20 protein-coding genes and 2 riboswitches are annotated in these 24,290 nt (G+C 63.4%); of the genes, 11 read left to right on the forward strand and 9 right to left on the reverse strand.

The window, feature by feature from the left end; translation table 11 throughout:
* Nucleotides 1-6 precede the first annotated feature (6 nt).
* From PSH94_RS11060 to metH, 4 genes are all read right to left on the reverse strand, one after another.
* Entirely contained in the window at nt 7-501 is a 495-nt protein-coding gene (locus PSH94_RS11060) for a DUF934 domain-containing protein (protein ID WP_103734335.1), read from the reverse strand.
* Complete coding sequence (locus tag PSH94_RS11065) at nt 485-2,143, reverse strand: nitrite/sulfite reductase (RefSeq protein WP_181077210.1); 1,659 nt, start codon at nt 2,141-2,143, stop codon at nt 485-487. Before PSH94_RS11065 ends, PSH94_RS11060 begins: the two co-directional genes overlap by 17 nt.
* 394 nt (nt 2,144-2,537) lie before the next feature.
* A complete protein-coding gene (locus PSH94_RS11070) occupies nt 2,538-2,747 on the reverse strand; it encodes a DUF2970 domain-containing protein (protein ID WP_219855180.1) in 210 nt (69 codons plus the stop codon).
* A gap of 71 nt (nt 2,748-2,818) precedes the next feature.
* Complete coding sequence (gene metH, locus PSH94_RS11075) at nt 2,819-6,529, reverse strand: methionine synthase (protein WP_305437481.1); 3,711 nt, start codon at nt 6,527-6,529, stop codon at nt 2,819-2,821.
* A gap of 164 nt (nt 6,530-6,693) precedes the next feature.
* Between metH and PSH94_RS11080 the strand changes: the two genes are divergently transcribed.
* Together PSH94_RS11080 and nfuA are read left to right on the forward strand one after the other, a co-directional pair.
* Entirely contained in the window at nt 6,694-8,988 is a 2,295-nt protein-coding gene (locus tag PSH94_RS11080; protein WP_305437482.1) for a fatty acid cis/trans isomerase, read from the forward strand.
* Nucleotides 8,989-9,082: 94 nt separating this feature from the next.
* A complete protein-coding gene (gene nfuA, locus PSH94_RS11085) occupies nt 9,083-9,667 on the forward strand; it encodes a Fe-S biogenesis protein NfuA (RefSeq protein ID WP_034097045.1) in 585 nt (194 codons plus the stop codon).
* Nucleotides 9,668-10,007: 340 nt separating this feature from the next.
* Here the strand turns inward: nfuA and cobM are convergent, their stop codons facing one another.
* From cobM to PSH94_RS11105, 4 genes are all read right to left on the reverse strand, one after another.
* On the reverse strand, nt 10,008-10,754 hold the full coding sequence (gene cobM / locus PSH94_RS11090; protein ID WP_305437484.1) for a precorrin-4 C(11)-methyltransferase: 747 nt from the start codon (nt 10,752-10,754) through the stop codon (nt 10,008-10,010).
* Nucleotides 10,755-10,824: 70 nt separating this feature from the next.
* Entirely contained in the window at nt 10,825-11,217 is a 393-nt protein-coding gene (locus tag PSH94_RS11095) for a cobalamin biosynthesis protein (RefSeq protein ID WP_181077220.1), read from the reverse strand.
* Nucleotides 11,214-11,906, reverse strand: a complete 693-nt coding sequence (locus PSH94_RS11100; protein WP_266249011.1) for a CbtA family protein — start codon at nt 11,904-11,906, stop codon at nt 11,214-11,216. The genes PSH94_RS11095 and PSH94_RS11100 overlap by 4 nt, the downstream gene beginning before the upstream one ends.
* A gap of 11 nt (nt 11,907-11,917) precedes the next feature.
* On the reverse strand, nt 11,918-12,106 hold the full coding sequence (locus PSH94_RS11105; protein ID WP_181077224.1) for a CbtB domain-containing protein: 189 nt from the start codon (nt 12,104-12,106) through the stop codon (nt 11,918-11,920).
* A gap of 97 nt (nt 12,107-12,203) precedes the next feature.
* A riboswitch (cobalamin riboswitch) is annotated at nt 12,204-12,421 on the reverse strand.
* 42 nt (nt 12,422-12,463) lie between these two features.
* Nucleotides 12,464-12,663, forward strand: a riboswitch (cobalamin riboswitch).
* Nucleotides 12,664-12,753: 90 nt separating this feature from the next.
* On the opposite strand from PSH94_RS11105, the gene cobW reads away from it, so the two are divergent.
* The 4 genes from cobW to PSH94_RS11125 are packed head-to-tail and all read left to right on the forward strand — an operon-like array spanning nt 12,754 to nt 19,234.
* Nucleotides 12,754-13,815: a cobalamin biosynthesis protein CobW gene (gene cobW, locus PSH94_RS11110; RefSeq protein ID WP_277526665.1), complete on the forward strand. Its 1,062-nt coding sequence runs from the start codon at nt 12,754-12,756 to the stop codon at nt 13,813-13,815.
* 3 nt (nt 13,816-13,818) lie between these two features.
* The gene (gene cobN, locus PSH94_RS11115) at nt 13,819-17,583 is read left to right on the forward strand and encodes a cobaltochelatase subunit CobN (RefSeq protein ID WP_305437490.1); all 3,765 of its coding nucleotides are present in this window, start codon (nt 13,819-13,821) and stop codon (nt 17,581-17,583) included.
* Complete coding sequence (locus PSH94_RS11120; protein ID WP_305437491.1) at nt 17,580-18,578, forward strand: ATP-binding protein; 999 nt, start codon at nt 17,580-17,582, stop codon at nt 18,576-18,578. Before cobN ends, PSH94_RS11120 begins: the two co-directional genes overlap by 4 nt.
* Nucleotides 18,579-18,631: 53 nt before the next feature.
* The gene (locus PSH94_RS11125; RefSeq protein WP_219855185.1) at nt 18,632-19,234 is read left to right on the forward strand and encodes a VWA domain-containing protein; all 603 of its coding nucleotides are present in this window, start codon (nt 18,632-18,634) and stop codon (nt 19,232-19,234) included.
* Nucleotides 19,235-19,360: 126 nt separating this feature from the next.
* Here PSH94_RS11125 and PSH94_RS11130 read toward each other — a convergent pair whose 3' ends face one another.
* Nucleotides 19,361-20,308 (reverse strand): DUF1853 family protein, encoded by a 948-nt coding sequence (locus PSH94_RS11130; RefSeq protein WP_305437493.1) that lies wholly within the window; start codon nt 20,306-20,308, stop codon nt 19,361-19,363.
* Nucleotides 20,309-20,454: 146 nt separating this feature from the next.
* Between PSH94_RS11130 and PSH94_RS11135 the strand changes: the two genes are divergently transcribed.
* Genes PSH94_RS11135 through PSH94_RS11155 form a run of 5 tightly spaced genes read left to right on the forward strand, consistent with a single transcriptional unit; the run spans nt 20,455 to nt 24,286 of the window.
* Nucleotides 20,455-21,345, forward strand: coding sequence for an NAD(+) kinase (locus PSH94_RS11135; protein ID WP_003217892.1), 891 nt, complete (start codon nt 20,455-20,457; stop codon nt 21,343-21,345).
* Complete coding sequence (locus PSH94_RS11140) at nt 21,342-22,316, forward strand: metallophosphoesterase (protein WP_370694771.1); 975 nt, start codon at nt 21,342-21,344, stop codon at nt 22,314-22,316. Before PSH94_RS11135 ends, PSH94_RS11140 begins: the two co-directional genes overlap by 4 nt.
* Entirely contained in the window at nt 22,313-23,185 is an 873-nt protein-coding gene (locus PSH94_RS11145) for a rhomboid family intramembrane serine protease (protein ID WP_305437496.1), read from the forward strand. The genes PSH94_RS11140 and PSH94_RS11145 overlap by 4 nt, the downstream gene beginning before the upstream one ends.
* 13 nt (nt 23,186-23,198) lie before the next feature.
* Nucleotides 23,199-23,459 (forward strand): YeaC family protein, encoded by a 261-nt coding sequence (locus tag PSH94_RS11150; protein WP_034097057.1) that lies wholly within the window; start codon nt 23,199-23,201, stop codon nt 23,457-23,459.
* A complete protein-coding gene (locus PSH94_RS11155) occupies nt 23,456-24,286 on the forward strand; it encodes a DUF2797 domain-containing protein (RefSeq protein WP_181077353.1) in 831 nt (276 codons plus the stop codon). Before PSH94_RS11150 ends, PSH94_RS11155 begins: the two co-directional genes overlap by 4 nt.
* Nucleotides 24,287-24,290: the final 4 nt, after the last annotated feature.

Below are 24,290 nucleotides of genomic sequence, written 5' to 3' on the forward strand. Positions count from 1 at the left end.
GCCCACTCAGCGGCGACGGAACAGCGGAAGCGGCTCGTCAGTGGCGGCCTGGTAGGTCACCGAGAAATCCTTCAGGCTTTCCAGCGCTTCGTACGGGTCTTTGTCGGCGCGCAAGGCGAACGCATCGAAGCCGCAGCGGTGCAGGTAGAACAACTGGTCGCGCAATACGTCGCCGATCGCCCGCAGTTCGCCCTTGTAACCGTAGCGATCACGCAGCAGTCGGGCGTTGGAGTAGTTGCGCCCGTCGGTGAAGGCCGGGAAATTCAGGGCGATGACCTGGAAGTGCTCCACGTCCGCGCCGATTTCTTCGGCTTCTTCATCGGCGTCCAGCCACACACCCAGGCCGCCGTCGCGGGCCTTGAGGGCATGGCCGTGTTCGCGCCACAGCGCCAGCGGCACGATCAGGTCGTCGCAGTTGGAAATGCCGTCGAAGCTCGCGTCCTTGGGCAGCAGGTGCCAGGTTTCGTCGACGACTTCGTTGTTCTTAATGATTCGCTGCATAGACGCGCTCCTTGAACAGGTCGATGCCGATGCGCTGGTAGGTGTCGATGAAGCGCTCATCTTCGGTGCGCTGTTCGATGTACACATCGATCAGTTTACCGATCACGTCAGGCATGGCTTCCTGGGCGAAGGACGGGCCGAGGATCTTGCCCAGGCTCGCATCGCGGCTGGCGCTGCCACCCAGGGACACTTGGTAGAATTCTTCGCCTTTTTTGTCCACGCCCAGAATGCCGATATGGCCGACGTGGTGGTGGCCGCAGGCGTTCATGCACCCGGAGATGTTCAGGTCCAGCTCACCGATGTCGAACAGGTAGTCCAGGTCGTCGAAACGGCGCTGGATCGATTCGGCGATCGGGATCGACTTGGCGTTGGCCAGGGAGCAGAAGTCGCCGCCCGGGCAGCAGATGATGTCGGTCAACAGGCCGATGTTCGGCGTGGCGAAACCGTTCTCGCGCAGCTCTCCCCAGAGGGTGAACAGCTGGCTCTGCTCCACGTCCGCCAGGATGATGTTCTGTTCGTGGGACGTGCGCAGCTGGCCGAAGCTGTAGCGCTCGGCCAGGTCGGCAACCGCGTCCAGCTGTTTATCGGTGATGTCGCCCGGGGCGACGCCGGTGGGCTTGAGCGACAGGGTCACGGCCACATACCCCGGCTTCTTGTGCGCCAGGGTGTTGCGCGTACGCCAACGGGCGAAGCCTGGGTGTTGTTGGTCGAGGGCGGCGAGTTCGGCGTCCTGATTGCTCAGGGCCTTGTACTCGGGGTCGACGAAATGCTTGGCGACGCGATGCACTTCGGCGTCGGTCAGGGTGGTCTGGCCACCGCGCAGGTGTTCCATCTCGGCCTCGACCTTCTGGGCGAACACCTCAGGGGTCAGCGCCTTGACCAGGATCTTGATCCGGGCTTTGTACTTGTTGTCGCGACGGCCGTAGCGGTTGTAGACCCGCAGGATAGCGTCGAGGTAGCTCAACAGATCCCGCCACGGCAGGAACTCGTTGATAAACGCGCCGACCACCGGGGTACGGCCCAGGCCGCCACCGACCAGGACACGGAAGCCCAGCTCGCCTGCGGCGTTGTACACCGGCTCCAGGCCGATATCGTGAACTTCGATAGCGGCGCGGTCCGAGGTCGAGCCATTGACGGCGATCTTGAACTTGCGCGGCAGGTAGGCGAATTCGGGGTGAAAGGTGGTCCACTGGCGAATGATTTCACACCAGGGGCGCGGGTCGATCAGCTCATCGGCGGCTACCCCGGCGAATTGGTCGGTGGTGACGTTGCGCAGGCAGTTGCCGCTGGTCTGGATCGCGTGCATCTGCACGGTGGCCAGTTCAGCCAGAATGTCCGGCACATCTTCAAGCGCCGGCCAGTTGAACTGCACGTTCTGACGGGTGCTGATGTGGGCATAGCCTTTGTCGTAGTCGCGGGCAATCCTGGCCATCATGCGTGTCTGGCGCGACGTCAGCTGGCCGTAAGGCACGGCCACGCGCAGCATCGGCGCAAAGCGCTGAACATACAGGCCATTTTGCAGGCGCAGAGGGCGGAACTCTTCTTCGCTCAGTTCACCTGCCAGATAGCGTCGGGTCTGATCACGGAACTGCTTGACGCGGTCCTCGATGATGCGCTGATCGTATTCGTCGTATACGTACATATAGGTCCTGTTCTCGGCAAATCTGCGCGCACGGCCGCGCACTCCCAACGGAGCCGGCGCACGATACCAGTTTGCGTTTATGCGCAAAAGTGATGTTTGAGTATATGCAAATAACCAAAATGTCTAATGCGAAGGATTCTCTCGATACCCTTATTTGTCATGCGGGCAATCATCGACTTTAATGTCATCGAGTCTTAGTGCGATCACCTATAAAACCGACAAGAGGCGATGCGATGAGCAATCCTACAAAAGCCCGTAAACCCGACAGTACCGTGGATGCATGGGCCATTCTGTTCCTGATTATCCTGGTCGTGGGCACCGCCGTTTTCTGGGTCAGCCATCAGTAACAGGCCGGTGTCGAGCGGATCGGCAGCCTGGTGGACGCGTTGCTGCGTTAAACGCCGGCCACGTGCAGCACCAGCTTGACGATGCCGAACAGGGTCAGTGCAAACACCAGCGTAAACAGGATGCCCAGGACCACAAAATGGCTGGGCTTGCCGTGGGTGAAGTCACGGGCTCGATTCTTGCCGCTTTGCACGCCGAAGGCGGCGGCCACCACGCTGTGCAGCATCTGCCAGAAGGTCGGCGGTTTGTGCTCGTCCATAGGTCCCTCCACACTCGGTGTATGAGGGACAGCATAGACAATCCGTCACGTGCTGGCGCGACGCCCAGGGATCAGTTGTCGTAGCCCAGGTTCGGCGCCAGCCAGCGTTCGGTCACGGCCAGGTCCTGGCCTTTGCGCGCGGCGTAGCGGGTGACCTGATCCTTGTCGATTTTGCCCACGGCAAAGTATTGCGCCTGTGGGTGGGCGAAGTACCAGCCGCTGACCGCCGCCGCCGGGAACATGGCGTAGTGCTCGGTAAGGAACACGCCGCTGCGCCCGGCCTGCATTTCGCGGGCCTGGGGGTCGAGCAGTTGGAACAGTTGCGCCTTCTCGGTGTGATCCGGGCACGCCGGGTAGCCGGGGGCAGGGCGGATGCCGCTGTACTGCTCCTTGATCAGCGCTTCGTTATCCAGCTGTTCGTCCTTGGCGTAACCCCAATGTTCCTTGCGCACCTGCTGGTGCAGCCATTCGGCGCACGCTTCGGCCAGGCGGTCGGCCAGGGCCTTGACCATGATCGAGTTGTAGTCGTCGCCCGCGTCCTGGTACGCCTTGGCCACTTCTTCGGCGCCGATGCCGGCGGTGGTGATAAAACCGCCGATGTAGTCGGTGACGCCACTGCTCTTGGGCGCGACGAAGTCGGCCAGGGAGAAGTTCGGCTTGCCATCGGTCTTGATGATCTGCTGGCGCAGGTGGTGCAGCTTGGCAAGCGTCTGGCCATCGTCGCCGTAGACTTCCAGGTCATCCTCGTCGACCTGGTTGGCCGGCCAGAAACCGAACACTGCACGAGCGCTGATGAGTTTTTCGTCGATCAGCTTGTTGAGCATGGCCTGGGCATCGGCGTACAGCGCGGTCGCCGCTTCGCCCACCACCTCATCGGTGAGAATGCGCGGGAATTTGCCGGCCAGGTCCCAGGAAATAAAGAACGGCGTCCAGTCGATGTATTCGGCCAGCACCCTCAGGTCGATATTGTCCAGCACCTTGGCGCCGGTGAAGGTCGGCGTCACCGGGGTGTAGCCGGCCCAGTCGAACTGCGGCTTCTTGGCGATGGCCGCCGCGTAGCTCAGGCGCTCGGTGCGCGCGCTGCGGTTGGAGGTGCGTTCGCGCACTTCGATGTAGTCCTGGCGAGTCTTCTCGACAAAGCCGGCTTTCAATTCCTTGGACAGCAGTTGCGTGGCCACGCCCACTGCGCGCGAGGCGTCGGTCACGTAGATCACCGCGTCGTTGCTGTATTTGGGCTCGATCTTCACCGCCGTATGCGCCTTGGAGGTGGTGGCGCCACCAATCATCAGCGGCAGGTGGAAGTCCTGGCGCTGCATCTCGCGCGCCACGTGCACCATCTCGTCCAGGGACGGCGTGATCAGGCCGGACAGCCCGATGATGTCGCACTTCTGCTCCTTGGCCACCTGCAGGATTTTCTCCGCCGGTACCATCACGCCGAGGTCGACGATGTCATAACCGTTGCACCCCAGCACCACGCCCACGATGTTCTTGCCGATATCGTGCACATCTCCCTTCACCGTAGCCATCAGGATCTTGCCTTTGGCTTCCGGCTTGTCGCCTTTTTCCAGCTCGATGAACGGGATCAAGTGGGCCACGGCCTGTTTCATCACGCGGGCGGATTTCACCACCTGGGGCAGGAACATTTTGCCGGCGCCGAACAGGTCGCCAACGATGTTCATCCCCGACATCAGCGGGCCTTCGATCACTTCGATCGGGCGCGCGAATGACTGTCGCGACTCCTCGGTGTCTTCGACGATATGGGTGGTGATGCCCTTGACCAGCGCATGCTCCAGGCGCTTGTTGACGTCCCAGCCGCGCCACTCTTCGGTTTCGGCTTCCTTGACGCTGCCGTCGCCCTTGAACTTGTCGGCGATGGCGAGCAGGGCGTCGGTGCCCTCCGGCGTGCGGTTGAGCACCACGTCTTCCACGGCATCACGCAGCTCGGCCGGGATCTGGTCGTAGATCTCCAACTGGCCGGCGTTGACGATACCCATGGTCAGCCCCGCACGGATCGCGTGCAGCAGGAACACCGAATGAATCGCTTCGCGCACCGGGTTGTTGCCACGGAACGAGAACGATACGTTGGACACGCCGCCGGATGTCAGCGCATAGGGCAGCTCATCGCGGATATACGCGCAGGCATTAATAAAGTCGACCGCGTAGTTGTTGTGTTCCTCGATGCCGGTGGCGACCGCGAAGATGTTCGGGTCGAAGATGATGTCCTCCGGCGGAAAACCCACTTCATTGACCAGAATGTCGTAGGAGCGTTTGCAGATTTCTTTCTTGCGCGCTTCGGTGTCGGCCTGGCCGGCTTCGTCGAACGCCATTACCACCACCGCCGCGCCGTAGCGTTTGCACAGCCTGGCGTGGTGAATGAACTGCTCGACGCCTTCCTTCATGCTGATGGAGTTGACGATGCCCTTGCCCTGGATGCACTTGAGCCCGGCCTCGATCACCTCCCACTTGGAGGAGTCGATCATGATTGGTACGCGGGAGATGTCCGGCTCGCCGGCAATCAGATTGAGGAAGGTCACCATGGCCTTCTTCGAATCGAGCATGCCCTCGTCCATGTTGATGTCGATCACCTGGGCGCCGGCTTCTACCTGCTGCAGGGCGACTTCCAGGGCTTCGGTGTAGTTGTCCTCGCGGATCAGCCGGGCAAACTTGGCGGAACCGGTGATGTTGGTGCGTTCGCCGACGTTGACGAACAACGAGCTGCGGTCGATGGTGAACGGCTCCAGCCCGGACAGGCGGCAGGCCTTGGGAATGTCCGGGATCACGCGCGGCGCGTAACCGGCCACGGCCTTGGCGATGGCCTCGATATGCCCCGGCGTGGTGCCGCAGCAACCGCCGACGATATTGAGAAAGCCGCTCTGGGCGAATTCTTCGATGACCTTGGCGGTTTGTGCGGGCAACTCGTCGTATTCGCCGAATTCGTTAGGCAGGCCGGCGTTGGGGTGCGCCGACACATGGGTATTGGCCTTGTTGGACAGCTCTTCCAGGTACGGGCGCAGTTCGCTGGCGCCAAGGGCGCAGTTCAGGCCCACGGAAATCGGCTTGGCATGGGCCACCGAGTTCCAGAACGCTTCGGTCGTCTGGCCCGACAGGGTGCGGCCGGAGGCGTCGGTGATGGTGCCGGAGATCATGATCGGCAGCTCAAGGTTCAGCTCCTCGAACACGCCTTGCACGGCGAAGATCGCGGCTTTGGCGTTGAGGGTGTCGAAAATGGTTTCGATCAGGATCAGGTCGGCGCCGCCTTCGATCAGGCCCTTGGTGGCCTCGGTGTAGTTTTCCACCAGTTCATCGAAGGTCACGTTGCGATAGCCGGGGTTATTGACGTCGGGCGACAGCGAGCACGTGCGGCTGGTGGGGCCGAGTACGCCGGCGACGAAACGCGGCTTGGCCGGGTTTTCGGCGGTCTTGGCGTCGGCAATCCTGCGTGCCAGGCGCGCGCCTTCGACGTTCAGTTCATAGGCCAGTTCTTCCATGCCGTAGTCGGCCATGGAAATGCGCGTGGCGTTGAAGGTGTTGGTTTCGAGGATGTCGGCACCGGCATCCAGATAAGCCTTTTCGATCCCGCCGATCACGTCCGGACGGGTGATCACCAGCAGGTCGTTGTTGCCCTTGACGTCGCTGGGCCAGTCGGCAAAGCGTTTGCCCCGGTAGTCGTGTTCTTCCAGTTTATAGCTCTGAATCATCGTGCCCATGCCGCCGTCGAGGATCAGGATGCGTTCCTTGAGGGCGTGGTGAAGGGCTTGCAGACGCGCGCTACGATCGGACATGGGACTACTCTGGTCAGGCATTACGGAGGGTAAGGATCATAGCAAACCTGTGCCGATTTTGAGCATGCCTGGATTTGCATGAATATCGTTCATGTTGCCCCGCTGCATGGCCCGGTAGAATCACCGCCAATTTTTCTGCGCACCCCTTGATTCGGGACCGATCCATGTCACTTCGTTTACTCGTCGGGGCCGTGCTGGCCTTGCTCGCCAGCACTGTCCAGGCGCAGGGTCCCGTACCGGCGATCTCCTACACCCGCGATATCCAGCCGATTTTCACCGAGAAGTGCGTGGCCTGCCATGCGTGTTACGACTCCGCCTGCCAGTTGAACCTGGGCAGCGGCGAAGGCGCGGCACGGGGTGCGAGCAAAGTACCGGTCTACGATGGCGAACGCAGCCAGGCAACCAAACCGACGCGTCTGTTCTACGACGCCTTCGGTAAAGCCGCCTGGCAACGCGAGGGGTTCAGCTCGGTACTGGATGCCCAGGGCAGCCAGGCTGCCTTGATGGCGCGCATGCTGGAACTGGGTCATCGCCGTAGTCCGCTGACGCCCAACGGCAAACTGCCGGACGACATAGTGCTGGGCCTCAATCGCGAAAACATGTGCCCCTTGCCGGGGGAGTTCGACGCCTATGCCGGCGCGCATCCCAACGAAGGCATGCCGCTGGCGGTCACCGGGCTGACCGACGCGCAATACCAGACACTGCAACGCTGGCTGGCGTCCGGGGCCAGCATCGATGAGCAAGGCGTGGCGCCAAGCGCCAGCGAAGCCGCGCAGGTGTTGCAATGGGAAAACCTGCTTAACGCCCCAGGCGCTCGCGAGAGCCTGGTGGCGCGCTGGTTGTTCGAGCACCTGTTTATTGCCCATTTGTATTTCGACGGTGGCGAGCCGAGGCACTTTTTCCAATGGGTGCGCTCGCGTACCCCCAGCGGCCAGCCGATTGACCTGATCAACACCCGTCGCCCCAACGATGATCCGGGCACGCGGATCTACTACCGTCTCTGGCCGGTGCAGGGCGTGATCGTGCACAAGACCCACATCACTTACCCACTCAGCGCAGCCAAAATGGCGCGAATCAAAACGCTGTTTTACGGCAGCGACTGGCAAGTCAGTGCGCTACCGGGCTACGGACCCGGTCGCCGCGCCAACCCGTTCGAAACGTTCGAGGCGATCCCGGCCAAGGCGCGTTACCAGTTCATGCTGGATAACGCCGAGTACTTCGTGCGCACGTTTATTCGCGGGCCGGTATGCCGTGGGCAGATCGCCACGGACGTGATCCGCGACAACTTCTGGGCGTTGTTCCAGGACCCGGACCATGACCTGTACGTCACCGATGCACGTTATCGCGGCCAGGCCACGCCGTTGCTGGCCATGCCGGGGCAGAACGATGACGTCGGCAGTGTGCTCAGCCTGTGGCTCAAGTACCGCGACAAGCGCAATCAATACGAAGCGCTGCGCCGCGACAGCTACGCAGACCTGCCGGCGCCCAGCTGGTCGACCCTGTGGGCCGGCAATGACAATGCGTTGTTGAGCATCTTTCGTCACTTCGACAGTGCCTCGGTCAATAAAGGCCTGATTGGAGAGGTGCCGCAGACAATGTGGCTGTTCGATTACCCGCTGCTGGAGCGCACCTATTACCAGCTGGTAGTCAATTTCGATGTATTCGGCAACGTATCGCACCAGGCCCAGACCCGTCTGTACTTCGACCTGATCCGCAATGGCGCCGAGCAGAACTTCCTGCGTCTGATGCCGGCCGACGCCCGTGAGGACTACCTCGACGATTGGTACCAGAACAGCGGCAAGCTCAAGCTGTGGCTGGACTACGAAGCGATCGACGACGACACACCCACCGGCCTGCACCTGGATAAAAAAGATCCGAAGCGCGATTTCGCCCAACAACTGCTCGCCCGCTACGGTGACTTGAACGCCAGCCCCGACCCGATCAACCGGTGTACCGGTGCCTATTGCTCGCGTGAAGGCATTGACCCGGCGCTGCAGGACGTCGATCAGGCCCTCAGCCGTCTCGCCTCACGCCCGGCGGCAGGGCTCAAGGTGATCAATCAATTGCCCGAAGCCACGATGCTGCGCGTCGAAACACCGGGCGGCAAACGTGAGGTCTACAGCCTGTTGCGCAACCGTGCGCACAGTAACGTGGCGTTCCTGTTGGGCGAGGCGTATCGCTATCAACCAGGGCTGGACACGCTGACGGTCTACCCTGGGGTGCTGAGCAGCTACCCGAACTTCATATTCAATCTCCCCGCCGGGGAGGTGCCGGAGTTCGTCTCCCGCATGGAGCAGGCCCAGGATGCCGAAAGCTTCGAGAAAATTGTCGATCGCTGGGGCGTGCGCCGCAGCCATCCGCAGTTCTGGAAGTACTTCCACGACCTGTCGCGCTACCTGCACGAGACCAGTCCATTGGAAGAGGGCGTGCTGGACATGAACCGTTATCAAAACCTCTGACGTGTGCGGTTGGGCTTTTCCGACAAAAACACTAGGACTTTGTAACTCTGTAATGATTTGGCGTAAACTGCCGGCAAGCCTGTGAGGAGTTTCCATGACTGCCATAACCATTACCGACGCCGCCCACGATTATCTGGCCGACCTGCTGTCCAAGCAGAACACCCCGGGTATCGGCATCCGCGTCTTTATCACCCAGCCCGGCACCCAATACGCCGAGACCTGCATTGCCTACTGCAAGCCTGGCGAAGAGAAGCCTGAAGACACCGCCCTGGGGCTCAAAAGCTTCACTGCGTATATCGATAGCTTCAGCGAAGCGTTTCTCGACGATGCAGTGGTTGATTACGCCACCGACCGTATGGGCGGCCAGCTGACCATCAAGGCGCCGAACGCCAAGGTGCCGAACGTCAACGCCGACAGCCCGGTCAACGAGCGCATCAACTATTACCTGCAAACCGAAATCAACCCAGGGCTGGCGAGCCACGGCGGCCAGGTCAGCCTGATCGACGTAGTCGAGGATGGCATCGCCGTGTTGAAGTTCGGCGGCGGCTGCCAGGGCTGCGGCCAGGCCGACGTGACCTTGAAGGAAGGCATCGAGCGCACCTTGCTTGAGCGCATTCCGGAGCTCAAGGGCGTACGTGACGTGACTGACCACACGCAGAAAGAAAACGCCTACTACTGAGTAAGGTGTTCACTGCAAAAAAAACGGCGCCCCGTGAGCGCCGTTTTTTTATGTTTTAAATTCAGGTGGTTACGCTATATATCTCATAATTTGGATCAGGTAGTGCGAAGGCTTGCCTGGGATTCTGGCGAGTCAGCGTCGATATTCGTTTACTCAAGGTCCTCATCGGGGGCAAGCCCCCTCCCACAGTTAATCGCGTTCACTGGACGCTGCGAGGTTGCTTCATGTGGGAGGGGGCTTGCCCCCGATAGCGCCGGATCAGCAACCAAGCCGCCCACTGATACACCCCTATAAAAATAAATTAAATCAAAAGCTTATATCCAGTTGATAAAGTTATTTATCAAGGTCGATAAAGGTGCGCATGCCCGGCCCGATACAACGAAGATTCACTGAAACCGTCACTGGCCAGCACCCGGCCCACCACAATCAACGCCGTGCGCCGAAAACCTTTGGCGGCGACTTTCTCGGTGATATCCGCCAGCGTGCCCACCGCCCAATCCTGATCCGGCCAGGTCGCGCGATGCACCACGGCGATCGGGCAATCCGCGCCGTAATGCGGCAGCAGTTCAGCGACGATCTTTTCCAGATGGTTGACCCCCAGGTGAATCGCCATGGTGGTGCCATGTTGCGCCAGGCTGGCGAACTCCTCGCCGGCAGGCATGCGGGTCTTGCCGGCATAGCGCGTCAGAATCACGCTCTGGGCGATATCCGGCAGGGTCAGTTCGGCTTCCAGCAAGGCCGCGCAAGCGGCAACGGCGGTGACACCGGGGACGATCTGGAACGGGATGCCCAGCTCACGCAAGCAGCGAATCTGCTCGCCAATTGCCCCATACAGGCTGGGGTCGCCGGAATGTACCCGCGCCACATCGAAGCCTTTGGCGTGGGCGGTCTTGATCAGTTCGACGATCTGTTCCAAGTGCAGCTCAGCGCTGTTGACCACCTGTGAGGCCTGATGCCCCTCCAGCACCGCGGCCGGCACCAGCGAGCCGGCATAGATGATCACCGGGCAACTGCGGATCAATCGCTGGCCCTTGACGGTGATCAATTCCGGATCGCCGGGGCCGGCGCCGATAAAGTAGACGGTCATGGAGCGTTCCTGTGAAAAAACGGGCGAGCATGAAGATTACTCATGATCGGGGAGGGCGATTATCGGGTTTTTAACCCGTGCAGGCCAATGCCACGGTGGCGTGGGCATTTTTGCGGCGGGTGATCAGCAGCCTGGCAGGGGCGCCGCTGATCTGTTCGGCCGCCGCCAGCGCGGCGCTCTCGGCAATGCCGTAACAGCCGGTATGGGCAAAAGCCACAAGAGATTTGTGGCTCAGGCGCCCTTCATACGCCGCCAGATGTCGGGCGTTAAAGTCCAACAAGGGCAGGTTCAAGGCTGCGGCCAACGCCAGCAGCCCTGGTTCGGCCTGTTTCAGATCGATACTCGCCAGTGCGGCGAGCTGGCGGCGCTCGACGCCTGCTTCGACCAATGCCGCATCCAGCAACGCCAACAGAGTGTGCACCTCGCAACCTCGCTGGCAGCCCAGGCCGGCGACGAGGGTCATGCCGCGTAATGACTGTCGCCATGGCGACGGAACCACCACGCGCTGATCAGGCCCAGGGCCAGCCAGAACACCATGTTGGTCAGCTGCGAGGCGATCTTGAACTGCGCTTCCAGCGCCTGCGGCGCCAGCATCGAATGCACGGCCGGCTGTGGCGCGCCAATCACATGGGGCACCGCCAGGATCGCCACGCCCAGGACTTTGAGCAGCACATTGCGACCGAACACCAGCAAGGCGATGCCGACCGCAGTGGACGCGGCGGTGCCGATCCACCAGGTCTGGCGCAGCGCCAGGTCAGCCGCTGCGGTGCCCGGCAGTTCCGGCGGCAGGCCCAGGGTCGGCGCCAGCACGAAGGTTGCGTAACCGGCCAGGCCCCACAGCAGGCCCTGGGCGGTGCGCGTCGGGGCCCGCAGGGTGTAGAGACCGGCCAGCATCAAGGCAAAACCGACGGCCACCACCAAGTTGCCGGCGGTGGTCGACAGCACGCGCTGCCAGCCGTCTTCCGGCTCCCAGGCTTCGGCGTCGTGGGTGTGCGCGGCGGTGCCGGCGGCGTGTTCATGGGCTGCCGGTGCCTGCTCGAAAGTCTCAGCCTGCAAAATCAGCGGTGCCACCCAGAAGCTTTGCAGCAGGGTCAGCAGCAAGGCGGCCAGCAGGCCGGTGAACCCCGCGGTTTGCGCAATACGCTTGATCATCTCGGCAGGCCTCAGTGGCACGGGAACGCGGCGCTGTGGCGGGTATCGTGGGCGGCGTTGTGCACCGCCTCGATGTGCGAGAAACCGGCGAAATACACCAGGCATGCGCCAAGGATCGACGCACCGATGGCGGCGGTCAGGCGTTGGCTCAGGGTAGTGGTGCCGCTGACGGCGGGCGAGGTGCTGCTGATGATCGACATGGCGCGTCCCTTTCAAGTGTCTGGGGTGGAGACGTGCGCATGAAAACCCCGCGAGCCGGGCTCGCAAGGTTTAAACAGCGCCCGCCCACCGCGGGTTTGTTATCTGATTTTTTCGGGCCGGTCTCCGGGCTTGCGAGGGGGCTCTGCCAGGAACCCTTAAAGCGTCGCCTTCCCATGCTCAAGCACAGTGGCCGTGACGCTTCGCTCGCTTACCGTTGCGGGGGCAGCACCGGACTTTTCACGCAGGCATCAACCTGGCGAATCACCGGTTTCCCGTTTCACCCTGTGAAGGGCACCCGAAACAAGATGTGTAGGAGAGCATGGGTGGCGGACGGTAGTCAAATGCGACCAGCCCCTGTAGCCTTGCACCCTCGAGGTTCTTCGGCCCAGGCCGAAGCTAAGAAGGGAACGCGGTCAAAGCCGCGGCTGCCCCCGCAACTGTGAAGGGTTCAGTTGACTGCCATGCCACTGCCATCAGGCGGGAAGGCGCAGTCGGCGCCGGTCGCAAGACCTGCACGCCCCAAGCCAGGAGACCTGCCTCGGCACCGATTTTCAATTCAACCGGGCGGGGTGATCCGGTGACGAAATCTGCTGCTGCGCGCCTGCGCAGGGCCATCGTCCCGTCTGCCCGCCCCCAAGGGCATCCGATGAAAACACTGGCCAAACTCCCCGTCACCATCGTTACCGGCTTTCTCGGCTCGGGCAAAACGACCTTGCTGCGCCATATGCTCGACAACGCCCAGGGCCGTCGCATTGCGGTGATCGTCAACGAGTTCGGCGAGCTGGGCATCGACGGCGAGATCCTCAAACAGTGCTCCATCGGTTGCACCGAAGAAGAAGCCAACGGCCGCGTGTACGAGCTGGCCAACGGCTGCCTGTGCTGCACGGTGCAGGAAGAATTCTTCCCGGTGATGCGCGAACTGGTTGCCCGTCGCGGCGACCTCGACCATATCCTGATCGAAACCTCGGGCCTGGCCCTGCCAAAACCCTTGGTCCAGGCCTTCCAGTGGCCGGAAATCCGCAGCGCCTGCACGGTGGATGCGGTCATCACCGTGGTCGACAGCCCGGCCGTGGCCGCCGGCACTTTTGCCGCGTTCCCGGATCAGGTCGACGCCCAGCGCAAGCTCGACCCGAACCTGGACCACGAATCGCCGCTGCACGAACTGTTCGCCGACCAACTGGCCAGCGCCGACCTGGTGATCCTCAATAAATGTGACCTGATCAGTCCCGATGACCTGGCCCGTGTGCGCCTGGAAGTCGCCGAAGAACTGCCGCCGGCGGTGAAGATTGTCGAAGCCAGCAGCGGTCGCCTGCCTTTGGAGGTGCTGATCGGTCTGGGCGCAGGCTCCGAGGAACACATCGACGCCCGTCACAGCCATCACGATCACCACCACGACGGTGAAGACGATCATGATCACGACGCGTTCGACTCCATCTCCATCGATCTGCCCCAGGCCGACGAAGCGCTGCTGCTCGATGCCTTGACGCAACTGGTGGTGCAACACGGCATCCTGCGCGTCAAAGGCTTTGCCGCCATTCCCAACAAACCGATGCGCCTGTTGATCCAAGGCGTGGGTACGCGTTTCGACAAGCATTTCGATCGCGCCTGGACAGCCGACGAACCGCGCATCACGCGCCTGGTGCTGATCGGTCAGGACCTGGACGCGGCGGGCCTTGAAGCGCACCTGCGCGCCGCGCTCAGCGTTTAACCCATGCACCTGCTCAGGACTCAGCCCGGTGGTTTCGTCGCGGACGACAATATCGCCGACCTTGGCCAAACGCCCGCCGAGCTGGTGGTCCTGTGCAGCGGCGATTCCAGCCTGGCGCTGCTGGCCGAAGCGGCCCGGCAGCTGCCCGACGATTACCCGAGCCTGCGCCTGGCCAACCCCATGCAGGTGCAGAACCATGCCTCGGTGGACCTGTATGTCGACGAGGTGCTGCGCCACGCCAAGGTGATTCTGATTTCACTGCACGGCGGTATCGGTTATTGGCGCTACGGCGTCGAGCGCCTGGTGGAGCTGGCCGAGCGCGGCGTGAGGTTGATCCTGGTGCCGGGGGATGATCGCCCGGACCCGGAACTCAGCGGCCTGAGCACGGTTAACGCCGAACAGCGCGACCGCTTGTGGCAGTTCCTGCGCCAGGGTGGGTTGGGCAATGCGCTGGATTTTTATCGCTGCCTGGCCAGTGCTTATCTGGGTCGCGACTATGCCTGGGCCGAGCCGCACACCTTGCCGCGCACGGCGATTTATCACCCGCGCCACGCCAGCCCGCGGTTGAGCGATTGGCAAGCGGATTGGCGCGCCGAGTGGCCGGTGGCGGCGGTGCTGTTCTATCGCTCGCATTTGCAGGCGGCCAATACCGGCTTTATCGATGTGTTCTGCCAGCGCCTGCAGGCGGCGGGGCTGAACCCGTTGCCAATGGCGGTGGCGAGTTTGAAAGAGCCGGGCTGCCTGGCGGTGGTCGAGGACTTGCTGGATGAAGTCGGCGCGGCGGTGATCCTCAATACCACCGGTTTCGCCCAATCCAGCCCGGAAGCGCCGCATCTGCGCCCGTTTCGCCGCAATATCCCAGTGATCCAGGCCATCTGCGCCCAGGACAACCAGCCCGGCTGGGAGGCCAGCGAGCAAGGCCTGGGCCCGCGGGACCTGGCCATGCACATTGCCTTGCCGGAACTGGACGGGCGCATCATCAGCCGGCCGATCAGCTTCAAGGATCTGGCCTGGCGCAGCGAGCGCAGCCAGTCCGACGTGGTGTGCTACCGCGCCGCGCCCGAGCGCATGGATTTCGTCGCCGAACTGGCACGGCGCTGGGTCGAACTGGCGCGGGTGCCGAATGCGGACAAACGCATCGCCCTGGTGCTGGCCAACTACCCGACCCGCGACGGTCGCATCGGCAACGGCGTCGGGCTGGACACTCCGGCGGCGGCGCTGAATATCCTGCGGGCGCTGCACGCCGAGGGCTATCCGCTGCCGGATGCGCTTCCCGACAGCGGCACCGCGCTGATTCACGAGCTGCTCGGCGGCGTCACCAATGACCTCGACAGCCTGGACCTGCGCCCTTGCCATCAGAGCCTGGGCCTGGACGAGTACCAGGCGATGTTCCTGCGCCTGCCCGAGGCCAACCGCCAGGCCGTATTGCAGCGCTGGGGTGCGCCGCAGCAAGACCCGATGTGCCGCGATGGCCGCCTGATGATCGCGGGCCTGCGCCTGGGCCTGACCTTTGTCGGCATCCAGCCGGCGCGCGGTTACCAGGTGGACGCAAGCGCTGTGTACCACGACCCGGACCTGGTGCCGCCCCATGGCTACCTGGCGTTCTATTTCTGGTTGCGCCACACCTACGGTGCCCACGGCGTGATCCACGTCGGTAAGCACGGCAACCTGGAGTGGCTGCCGGGCAAGGGGGTGGGGCTCTCGGAACACTGCTGGCCGGATGCACTGCTCGGCCCGCTGCCGAACATCTACCCGTTTATCGTCAACGATCCGGGCGAGGGCGCCCAGGCAAAGCGTCGTACCCAGGCGGTGATTATCGACCACCTGATGCCACCGCTGACCCGCGCCGAAACCTACGGCCCGCTGCGCGACCTGGAGCTGCTGGCGGACGAGTATTACGATGCGCAACTGCTCGACCCGCGCCGCGCCCGCGAGTTGCAGAAAGACATTCTCAAGCTGGTGCGCGAAACCCGCATCGACCAGGAACTGCAATTGGATGGCGACGCCGATGCCGCGATTTGGCTGCCGCGCCTGGACACTTACCTGTGCGACCTCAAGGAGTCGCAGATCCGCGACGGCTTGCACATCTTTGGCGAATCGCCCCAGGGCCGTCTGCGCATCGATACCTTACTGGCCTTGCTGCGCATCCCGCGTGGCGATGGCCGTGGCGCGCAATCGAGCCTGCTGCGCGTACTGGCCAAGGCATTCGCGCTGGGCTTCGACCCACTGGACTGCGCCCTGGCCGAACCGTGGACCGGTCGGCGTCCCGAGCTGTTGCAAGGCATTGATGCGCAGCCGTGGCGCACCGCTGGCGATACCCGCGAGCGCCTGGAGCTGTATGCGGCGCGGCTGATCGAACAGGCTCTGCAAGGGCCCCTGGAGGTACTGCAGGCACCGGGCTGGGAAGAGGTGAACGCGGTGATCGAGCACTTGCGCAGCATCGTCGCGCCACGCCTGGACGCCTGCGGCCCGGCGGAAATGTGCGGCTTGCTGGATGCGCTGAGCGGCCGTTTCGTGCCGGCCGGGCCAAGCGGCGCGCCGAGTCGCGGGCGCCTGGATGTGTTGCCCACCGGGCGCAATTTCTTCAGCGTGGACGTGCGCAATTTGCCCACCACCACGGCCTGGCGCATCGGCTTCCAGTCGGCCAACCTGATTCTGGAGCGGCATTTGCAGGATCACGGCGACCACCTGCGCCAACTCGGTCTGTCGGTGTGGGGCACCGCGACCATGCGCACCGGCGGTGACGATATCGCCCAGGCCATGGCGCTGATGGGCGTGCGCCCGGTCTGGGCCACCGGCAGCCAGCGGGTGGACGACTTCGAGATCCTGCCGATCAGCCTGCTCGACCGCCCGCGCGTCGACGTGACCTTGCGCGTGTCGGGGTTCTTCCGCGATGCCTTCGCCAACCTGATCCGCCTGTTCGACGCGGCGGTGCAGGCCGTTGCGGCCCTGGACGAACCGGACGATCTGAACCCACTCGCCGCCAAGGTGCGCAGCGAGCGTGAGGCGTTGCGCCAATCCGGGCTGGACGCCGAAGCGGCAGCGAAACAGGCCGGCTGGCGGATCTTCGGCGCCAAGCCTGGGGCCTACGGCGCCGGTGTGCAGGGCGCGATCGACGGGCGCCTGTGGCAAAGCCGCGCGGACCTTGCCGAGGTCTACCTGAACTGGGGTGGCTACGCGTATGGCGGGTCCGACGAGGGCACCGTGGCCCGTGAGCAGTTTGCCCAGCGCCTGAGCCAGGTGCAGGCAGTGCTGCAAAACCAGGACAATCGCGAACACGACCTGCTCGACTCCAATGACTATTACCAATTCCAGGGCGGCATGCTCGCCGCCGTGGAAACCCTGAGCGGCGACAAAGCCGCCAGCTACCATGGCGACCACAGCCAGCCGGACCTGCCGAAGATCCGCACCCTGAAGGAAGAGCTGAACCGGGTGATCCGCGCCCGCGCCGCCAACCCCAAGTGGATCGATGGGGTGAAGCGCCACGGCTATAAAGGCGCGTTCGAGATGGCGGCCACCGTGGACAACCTGTTCGCCTTCGACGCCACCACCGCGCTGATCGACGATCATCAATACGCCTTGCTCGCCGATGCCTACCTGCTCGACCCCGACACCCGGGCGTTCGTGCAGCAGCACAACCCCGCCGCATTGCGCGACATGACCGAGCGCATGCTCGAAGCCCAGCAGCGCGGCCTGTGGCAGGCGCCGGGTGCCTACCGTGAAGCCTTGGAAAACCTGTTGCTGGATATAGAAGAAGACAGCCAATGACCGATATTCCCCATTTTCCACTGTCCGCCGTGGTCGGCGCCGATGACCTGAAACTGGCGCTGTGCCTGGCGGCCATCGACCCCAGGATAGGCGGCGTACTGATCGAAGGCCCGCGTGGCATGGCCAAGTCCACCCTGGCCCGTGGCCTGGCCGATCTGCTGGCCAGCGGTCAATTCGTGACATTGCCGCTGGGGGCCACCGAGGAGCGCCTGGTGGGCACCCTGGACCTGGACGCCGCGCTGGGCGAGGGCCGTGCGCAGTTTTCCCCGGGCGTGCTGGCCAAGGCCGATGGCGGCGTGCTGTATGTCGATGAAGTCAACTTGCTGCCCGATCACTTGGTTGACCTGCTGCTGGACGTGGCCGCCAGCGGCACCAACGTGATTGAGCGCGACGGCATTTCCCACCGCCATTCGGCGCGGTTCGTGCTGATCGGCACCATGAACCCGGAGGAGGGCGAGTTGCGCCCTCAACTGCTGGATCGCTTCGGCTTCAATGTGGCGTTGAGCGGGCAGACCCTGCCTGCCGAGCGCGGGCAGATCATCCGGCGCCGTCTGGATTTCGACAGCGACCCCGCCGTCTTCTGCGCCGAGTGGGCCGAACAGCAGACGGCGTTGCGCGAGCGCTGCACTCAGGCGCGCGCGCGGCTGGACAGTATCGCGCTGGATGACCGCGCCCTGGCGCAGATTGCCGAGCGCTGCTTTGTCGCGGGGGTCGACGGCTTGCGCGCTGACCTGGTCTGGCTGCGCGGCGCCCGGGCGCACGCAGCGTGGCGGGGCGCGGATGAGATCGCCGAGGAAGATATCGAAGCCGTCGCGGAATTTGCCTTGCGCCACCGTCGCCAGGCGCCGTCCGCACCGACCAGCCCGCCTAATCAGGGGCAGTCGCCGACACCCTCGGACACCTCGCCCGCCCAAGGTCAGTGGGGCGATATGCCCGCACCGGCGCTGCCCACCGGCGCTCGCCGAGACGTGCCCGCCTGGCCAAAAAAGCCCTAGGCATCCGCCCCCGACCTGACGCGGGGACGGATGCCCGCCCCAAGGCAGGGCGACTGGACAACGGCAGGCAGGGTAAGGCGCGCAGCGCGCGGCAGGGCGCAATCAACTGGCCCGGAACCTTACTCGGCGGCCGGCCGCATTCCCGTGAAGACCTGCGCTACCATCTGCGCAGCCGTTCGGCCCATGAGTTGTGGCTGGTGATTGTCGATGCGTCGGCGTCTACCCGGCGGCATCGTGCGTTAACCGACGCGAAGGGCTTGCTCGCCCAGCTGTTTGACGACGCCTACCGGCAACGCGCGCGCATGGCGTTGTTGACCGCCAGTGGTCAGGTGCCGAAATGGCAGGTTCAGGGGTTGAAAGCTGCGAAAGGCCTGACCGGCTGGCTGGATCAGTTGGGCGCCGGCGGTGGAACGCCGTTGCTGGCGGCGCTGACCGAGGCGCAGCATTGGTTGATGGCGCGACGCAAGCAGTATCCGGCTGAGCAGCAGCGTGTGTTGGTGATTACGGATGGGCGGCTCAAGGACATCGGCGGGTTGCCGTTATTGGCGTGTGCGGGATTGCTGGTGGATATCGAGCGCGGGCCGATCAGGCTGGGGCGGGCCCGGGAGTTGGCGGCTGGGTTGCAGTTGGATTATCGGCATATCGATAAGTTGTAGTGCCGGTGTCGCCGCTATCGGGGGCGAGCCCTCTCCCACACTCGACTGCATTCCAAAAGGTGTACTCGGTCAAATGTGGGAGGGGGCTTGCCCTCGATGAGGCACTCACCTACACCACCCCCTCCATCAACCAGCCCCCGGCACATTCGGCCAAAGATCGGCCACCAGAAACAAGCGCTCGGCTTCCTCCCAACCTTCACCGGCCTGCACCATGCGCACCAGCAGCTGCGCGGGCGCCATTGGATCAAGGTCGGCCAGCCAGGCCTGCATCTGTTCCTCGCTCCACACCTCGTCCGCCGGGTAGTGCGCCGGCGCCAGCCAAGCATGGCGGGGCAGGGGTTGCCAGCGTCCGGGCGCGCTGACCGCGACAAAATCCCGCCAATCGCGCTGATGCAACCAACGCCCGCGCAGGTGCTGAGGGTGAGCGCCAGCCGGTGGTTCGGCCAGGCCGGGCCAGGGATAGAGCAAATACCCGCCCAGCCACAAATGCGCATCGAACGCCTGAATACCCAGCGCCGCCAAGGCTTCACGGCTTTCCGGGCGTGCCGAAATCGGCAGTTGGTGCTGGGCCAGGTGCGCCAGTTTGCGGTCCAGCCGGTCGTGACAGCCGGGGCCCAGCCACTGCGCACTGTCCTGGCCGTTGCCATCCTGCGGGCCGAGGTAGAGTTTGATCGCCAGTTCCAAGTGATGCACGCCGTCGCGGTCGCGCAGCAGCATGTCCAGCTCGCCGAGGGTATGCCCGGCGCGGCGGATCGGCAGGTTGGCGGCCAGCAGTTCCACGCCCGGCGCATGCTGCACGGCGAATTGCCACAAACGCTCGTAGTACAGCCCCAGGCGTCGGGTGCGTGACAGGCTCAACCAGTGCTGCAGGGCGCCGCTGTCCTGGTCGAGGCTGTGCAGCCAGTGTTCGAGCCGATCCGGCGCTTGCACCCAGTCACTGCCCGCCAGCGGGTGGCGCTGCGGCCAGGGCGCGCGCGCCAGCATCGGCGGGGCGAGGATCACCCACGCCAGGTCGCGCACCTCGGGGTGGCGCAGCAGGCGGGGCAGGTTGAGCAGATCGGGGAACACAGTCATGGTCCGAGCATAGCCTTTTCACTGCGTTGAAGGGGGCTGAGAACCGTTGTCATCAAGGCTCCGTGGCGACAAAGGATTTTGCCTGGCGCGACCTTTCGCCCATAATCGTTTCTTTTTTGCCACACCCCAACGCCCGCAGGAGCCCCATGGAGCAATTTCGCAATATCGGCATTATCGGTCGCCTGGGCAGTACCCAGGTGCTGGACACCGTCCGCCGGCTTAAGAAGTTTCTGCTCGAGCGCCACCTGCATGTGATCCTCGAAGACACCATCGCCGAAATCCTTCCCGGCCACGGCCTGCAGACTTCGTCACGCAAGATGCTCGGCGAAGTCTGTGACATGGTGATCGTGGTCGGCGGCGACGGTAGCCTGCTTGGCGCGGCCCGTGCGCTGGCGCGGCATAACGTGCCGGTGCTGGGGATCAACCGGGGCAGCCTGGGGTTTCTCACCGATATCCGCCCCGATGAGCTGGAAGTCGAAGTGGCCAAGGTACTCGACGGCCACTACCTGGTGGAAAACCGCTTCCTGCTGCAAGCCGAAGTGCGTCGCCACGGGGAAGCCATCGGCCAGGGCGACGCGCTCAATGATGTGGTGCTGCATCCTGGTAAATCCACGCGCATGATCGAGTTCGAGCTGTATATCGATGGTCAGTTCGTGTGCAGCCAGAAGGCCGATGGCCTGATTGTCGCCACGCCCACCGGCTCCACTGCCTATGCACTGTCCGCCGGCGGCCCGATCATGCACCCCAAGCTCGATGCCATTGTGATCGTGCCGATGTATCCCCATATGTTGTCCAGCCGACCGATTGTGGTCGATGGCAACAGTGAGCTGAAAATCGTGGTGTCCAAAGACATGCAGATCTACCCGCAAGTCTCCTGCGACGGGCAGAACCATTTCACCTGCGCCCCCGGTGACACCATCACCGTGAGCAAAAAGGCACAGAAGTTGCGCCTGATCCACCCGCTGGATCACAACTACTACGAAGTGTGCCGTACCAAGTTGGGCTGGGGCAGCCGCTTGGGGGGTGGAGGCGACTGATGCTCGATCCCGCGCGTAGCTACGACCTGATTGGAGACGTGCACGGATGCGCTCATACCCTTGAGCACTTGCTCGACCAGTTGGGGTACCACAAGCAGGCCGGCACCTGGCGACATCCGTCGCGCATGGCGGTGTTCCTCGGCGATATCATCGACCGTGGCCCACGCATCCGCGAAGCGTTGCATATCGTCCACGACATGGCCGAGGCCGGCCAGGCGCTGTGCATCATGGGCAACCACGAGTTCAACGCCCTGGGCTGGACCACGCCGGCGCCGCCGGGCAGTGGCAAGCAGTTCGTGCGCGAGCACACCCCACGGCACGCGCGGCTGATCCAGGAAACCCTGACCCAGTTCGAGCAGCATCCGGCCGACTGGCAGGACTTCCTGGGCTGGTTCTACGACATGCCGTTGTTCGTCGATGCCGGGCGTTTTCGCGTGGTGCATGCCTGCTGGGATCAGAGTTTCATCGAACCTTTGCGTGCCACGTTCCCGGATGGCTGCATCGATCCGCACTTCCTGCAGGCCGCCGCCGTCCCCGGCAGCTTTGCCTGCAATGCCTTCGACCGCCTGCTGCGCGGCACCGACATGCGCCTGCCCGGCGGTCTGACGCTGACCGGCGGCGACGGCCTGACGCGTTCGTTCTTTCGCACCAAGTTCTGGGAAGACGATCCCAAGACCTACGGCGACATCGTGTTCCAGCCCGACGCGCTGCCCGAGCCGGTGGCGCGCACGCCGTTGTCGCCCCATGAAAAAAATTCCCTGCTGCGCTATGGCGTCGACGAGCCGTTGCTGTTTGTCGGCCACTACTGGCGCAGCGGCAAGCCGGCGCCGATTCGCCCCAACCTGGCCTGCCTGGACTACAGCGCAGTGCTGTACGGCAAGTTGGTGGCCTATCGACTGGACCAGGAAACACGCCTGGATCCGAGCAAGTTCGTATGGGTCGATGTTGAGCGGCCGCAGGTGACGAAATGAGCAGCGTGGCGGTATTGCGCTTGCCCCTGAGCGTCGACCTCGGCGGTTTCGTCAAGCTGCTGCAACGCATGCAGGTGCCCCATCGCGTCAGCGAAGAGGCCGGCGAGCAGGTCTTGTGGGTGCCGGAAAGCATCAGCGACGATGTGCGCGTGTTGTATCAACGTTTCCCGGCGGGCGACCCGGACCGGCAACTGGACATTCCCGAGCAGGCGCCCGTGGCGCGCCCTGGCTTTGCCCAGCAAGTGCGACGCAGTCCGGTGACCGCGCTGGTGCTGCTGGCCAGCCTGGTGATGGGGGCGTTGACCCTGCTGGGCGACAACCTGCAGGCGATGAGCTGGCTGAGCTTCCTGCCATTTCGGGTGCTGGGCGAATATATCCAGTTCACCCCGCTCGCCGACAGCCTGGCGTCGGGGCAGTGGTGGCGGCTGGTCACGCCGATGCTGCTGCACTTCGGCATCCTGCACCTGGCCATGAACGGCATGTGGTACTGGGAACTCGGTCGGCGCATCGAAGCGCGCCAGGGCAGTATCAACCTGCTCGGCCTGACCCTGTTATTCAGCCTGGTCTCCAACTACGCGCAATACGCCTACGGCGGGCCCGGCCTGTTTGGCGGGTTGTCCGGCGTGTTGTATGGCCTGCTGGGGCATTGCTGGATCTATCAGCTGTTGTCGCCCAACCCGACCTATCGTCTGCCCCGTGGGGTGCTGGCGATGATGCTGATATGGCTGGTGCTGTGCCTGTCGGGGCTGGTATCGATGATCGGCTTCGGTGAAATCGCCAACGCGGCCCATGTGGGCGGGCTTGTGGTCGGCTGCTTTACCGGCTTGCTGGGCGGGCTCTACAGCCGCCGTAAAACGCCTCTTAATTAAAGGAAGAGCCTTCATGTCCTCTTTTGCTGAAATGATCGAAAACATCACCCCGGACATCTACCAGAGCCTCAAGCTCGCCGTGGAGATCGGCAAGTGGTCCGACGGCCGCAAGCTCACCGCCGAGCAGCGCGAGTTGTCGTTGCAGGCGATGATCGCCTGGGAAATCCAGAACCTGCCGGAAGACCAGCGCACCGGTTACATGGGGCCGCAGGAATGCCAGTCGAAGTCCACCACCGTGCCGAACATCCTGTTCAAGTCGGACGCGATCCATTGATTGAAATTGGGCGCGGTGCAGTCAGTAAAATGTCGGCGAAACTCGGTGAACCGACCGTTCAATATGCGTTTCGCCTGGGCGATACCGAGGTGCCGGTCAACCCGTTGATCGGAACCCACGTGCGCCTGGAATACCTCGGTGCCATTCATTGCAGCCATTGCGGACGCAGGACCAAGACCAGTTTCAGCCAGGGCTATTGCTACCCGTGCATGACCAAACTGGCCCAATGCGACCTGTGCATCATGAGCCCCGAGCGCTGCCATTACGACGCCGGCACCTGCCGCGATCCGGGCTGGGGCGAGCAGTTCTGCATGACCGACCACGTGGTGTACCTGGCCAACTCCTCCGGGATCAAGGTCGGCATCACTCGCGCCACCCAGTTGCCGACGCGTTGGCTGGATCAGGGCGCCAGCCAAGCGTTACCGATCATGCGCGTGGCCACGCGCCAGCAGTCCGGTTTTGTCGAAGACTTGTTTCGCAGTCAGGTGGCCGATAAGACCAATTGGCGGGCATTGCTCAAGGGCGACGCCGCCAGCGTGAACCTCAAGCAAGTGCGTGACGATCTATTCGCCACCTGCGCCGAGGGCCTGCTGGGTTTGCAGGAACGCTTTGGCCTGCAGGCCATCCAAACCATTGCCGACGTCGAACCGATCGAAATTCGCTATCCGGTCGAGCAGTACCCGGCCAAGATCGTCAGCTTCAACCTGGACAAGAACCCGATTGCCGAAGGCACGCTGTTGGGGATCAAAGGCCAATACCTGATCTTCGACACCGGCGTTATCAATATTCGCAAGTACACGGCCTACCAGCTCGCCGTGCATCAGTAGAAGG

Origin of the sequence: Pseudomonas sp. FP2254, assembly GCF_030687695.1 — a bacterium.
Taxonomy (GTDB): Bacteria; Pseudomonadota; Gammaproteobacteria; order Pseudomonadales; family Pseudomonadaceae; genus Aquipseudomonas; species Aquipseudomonas quebecensis.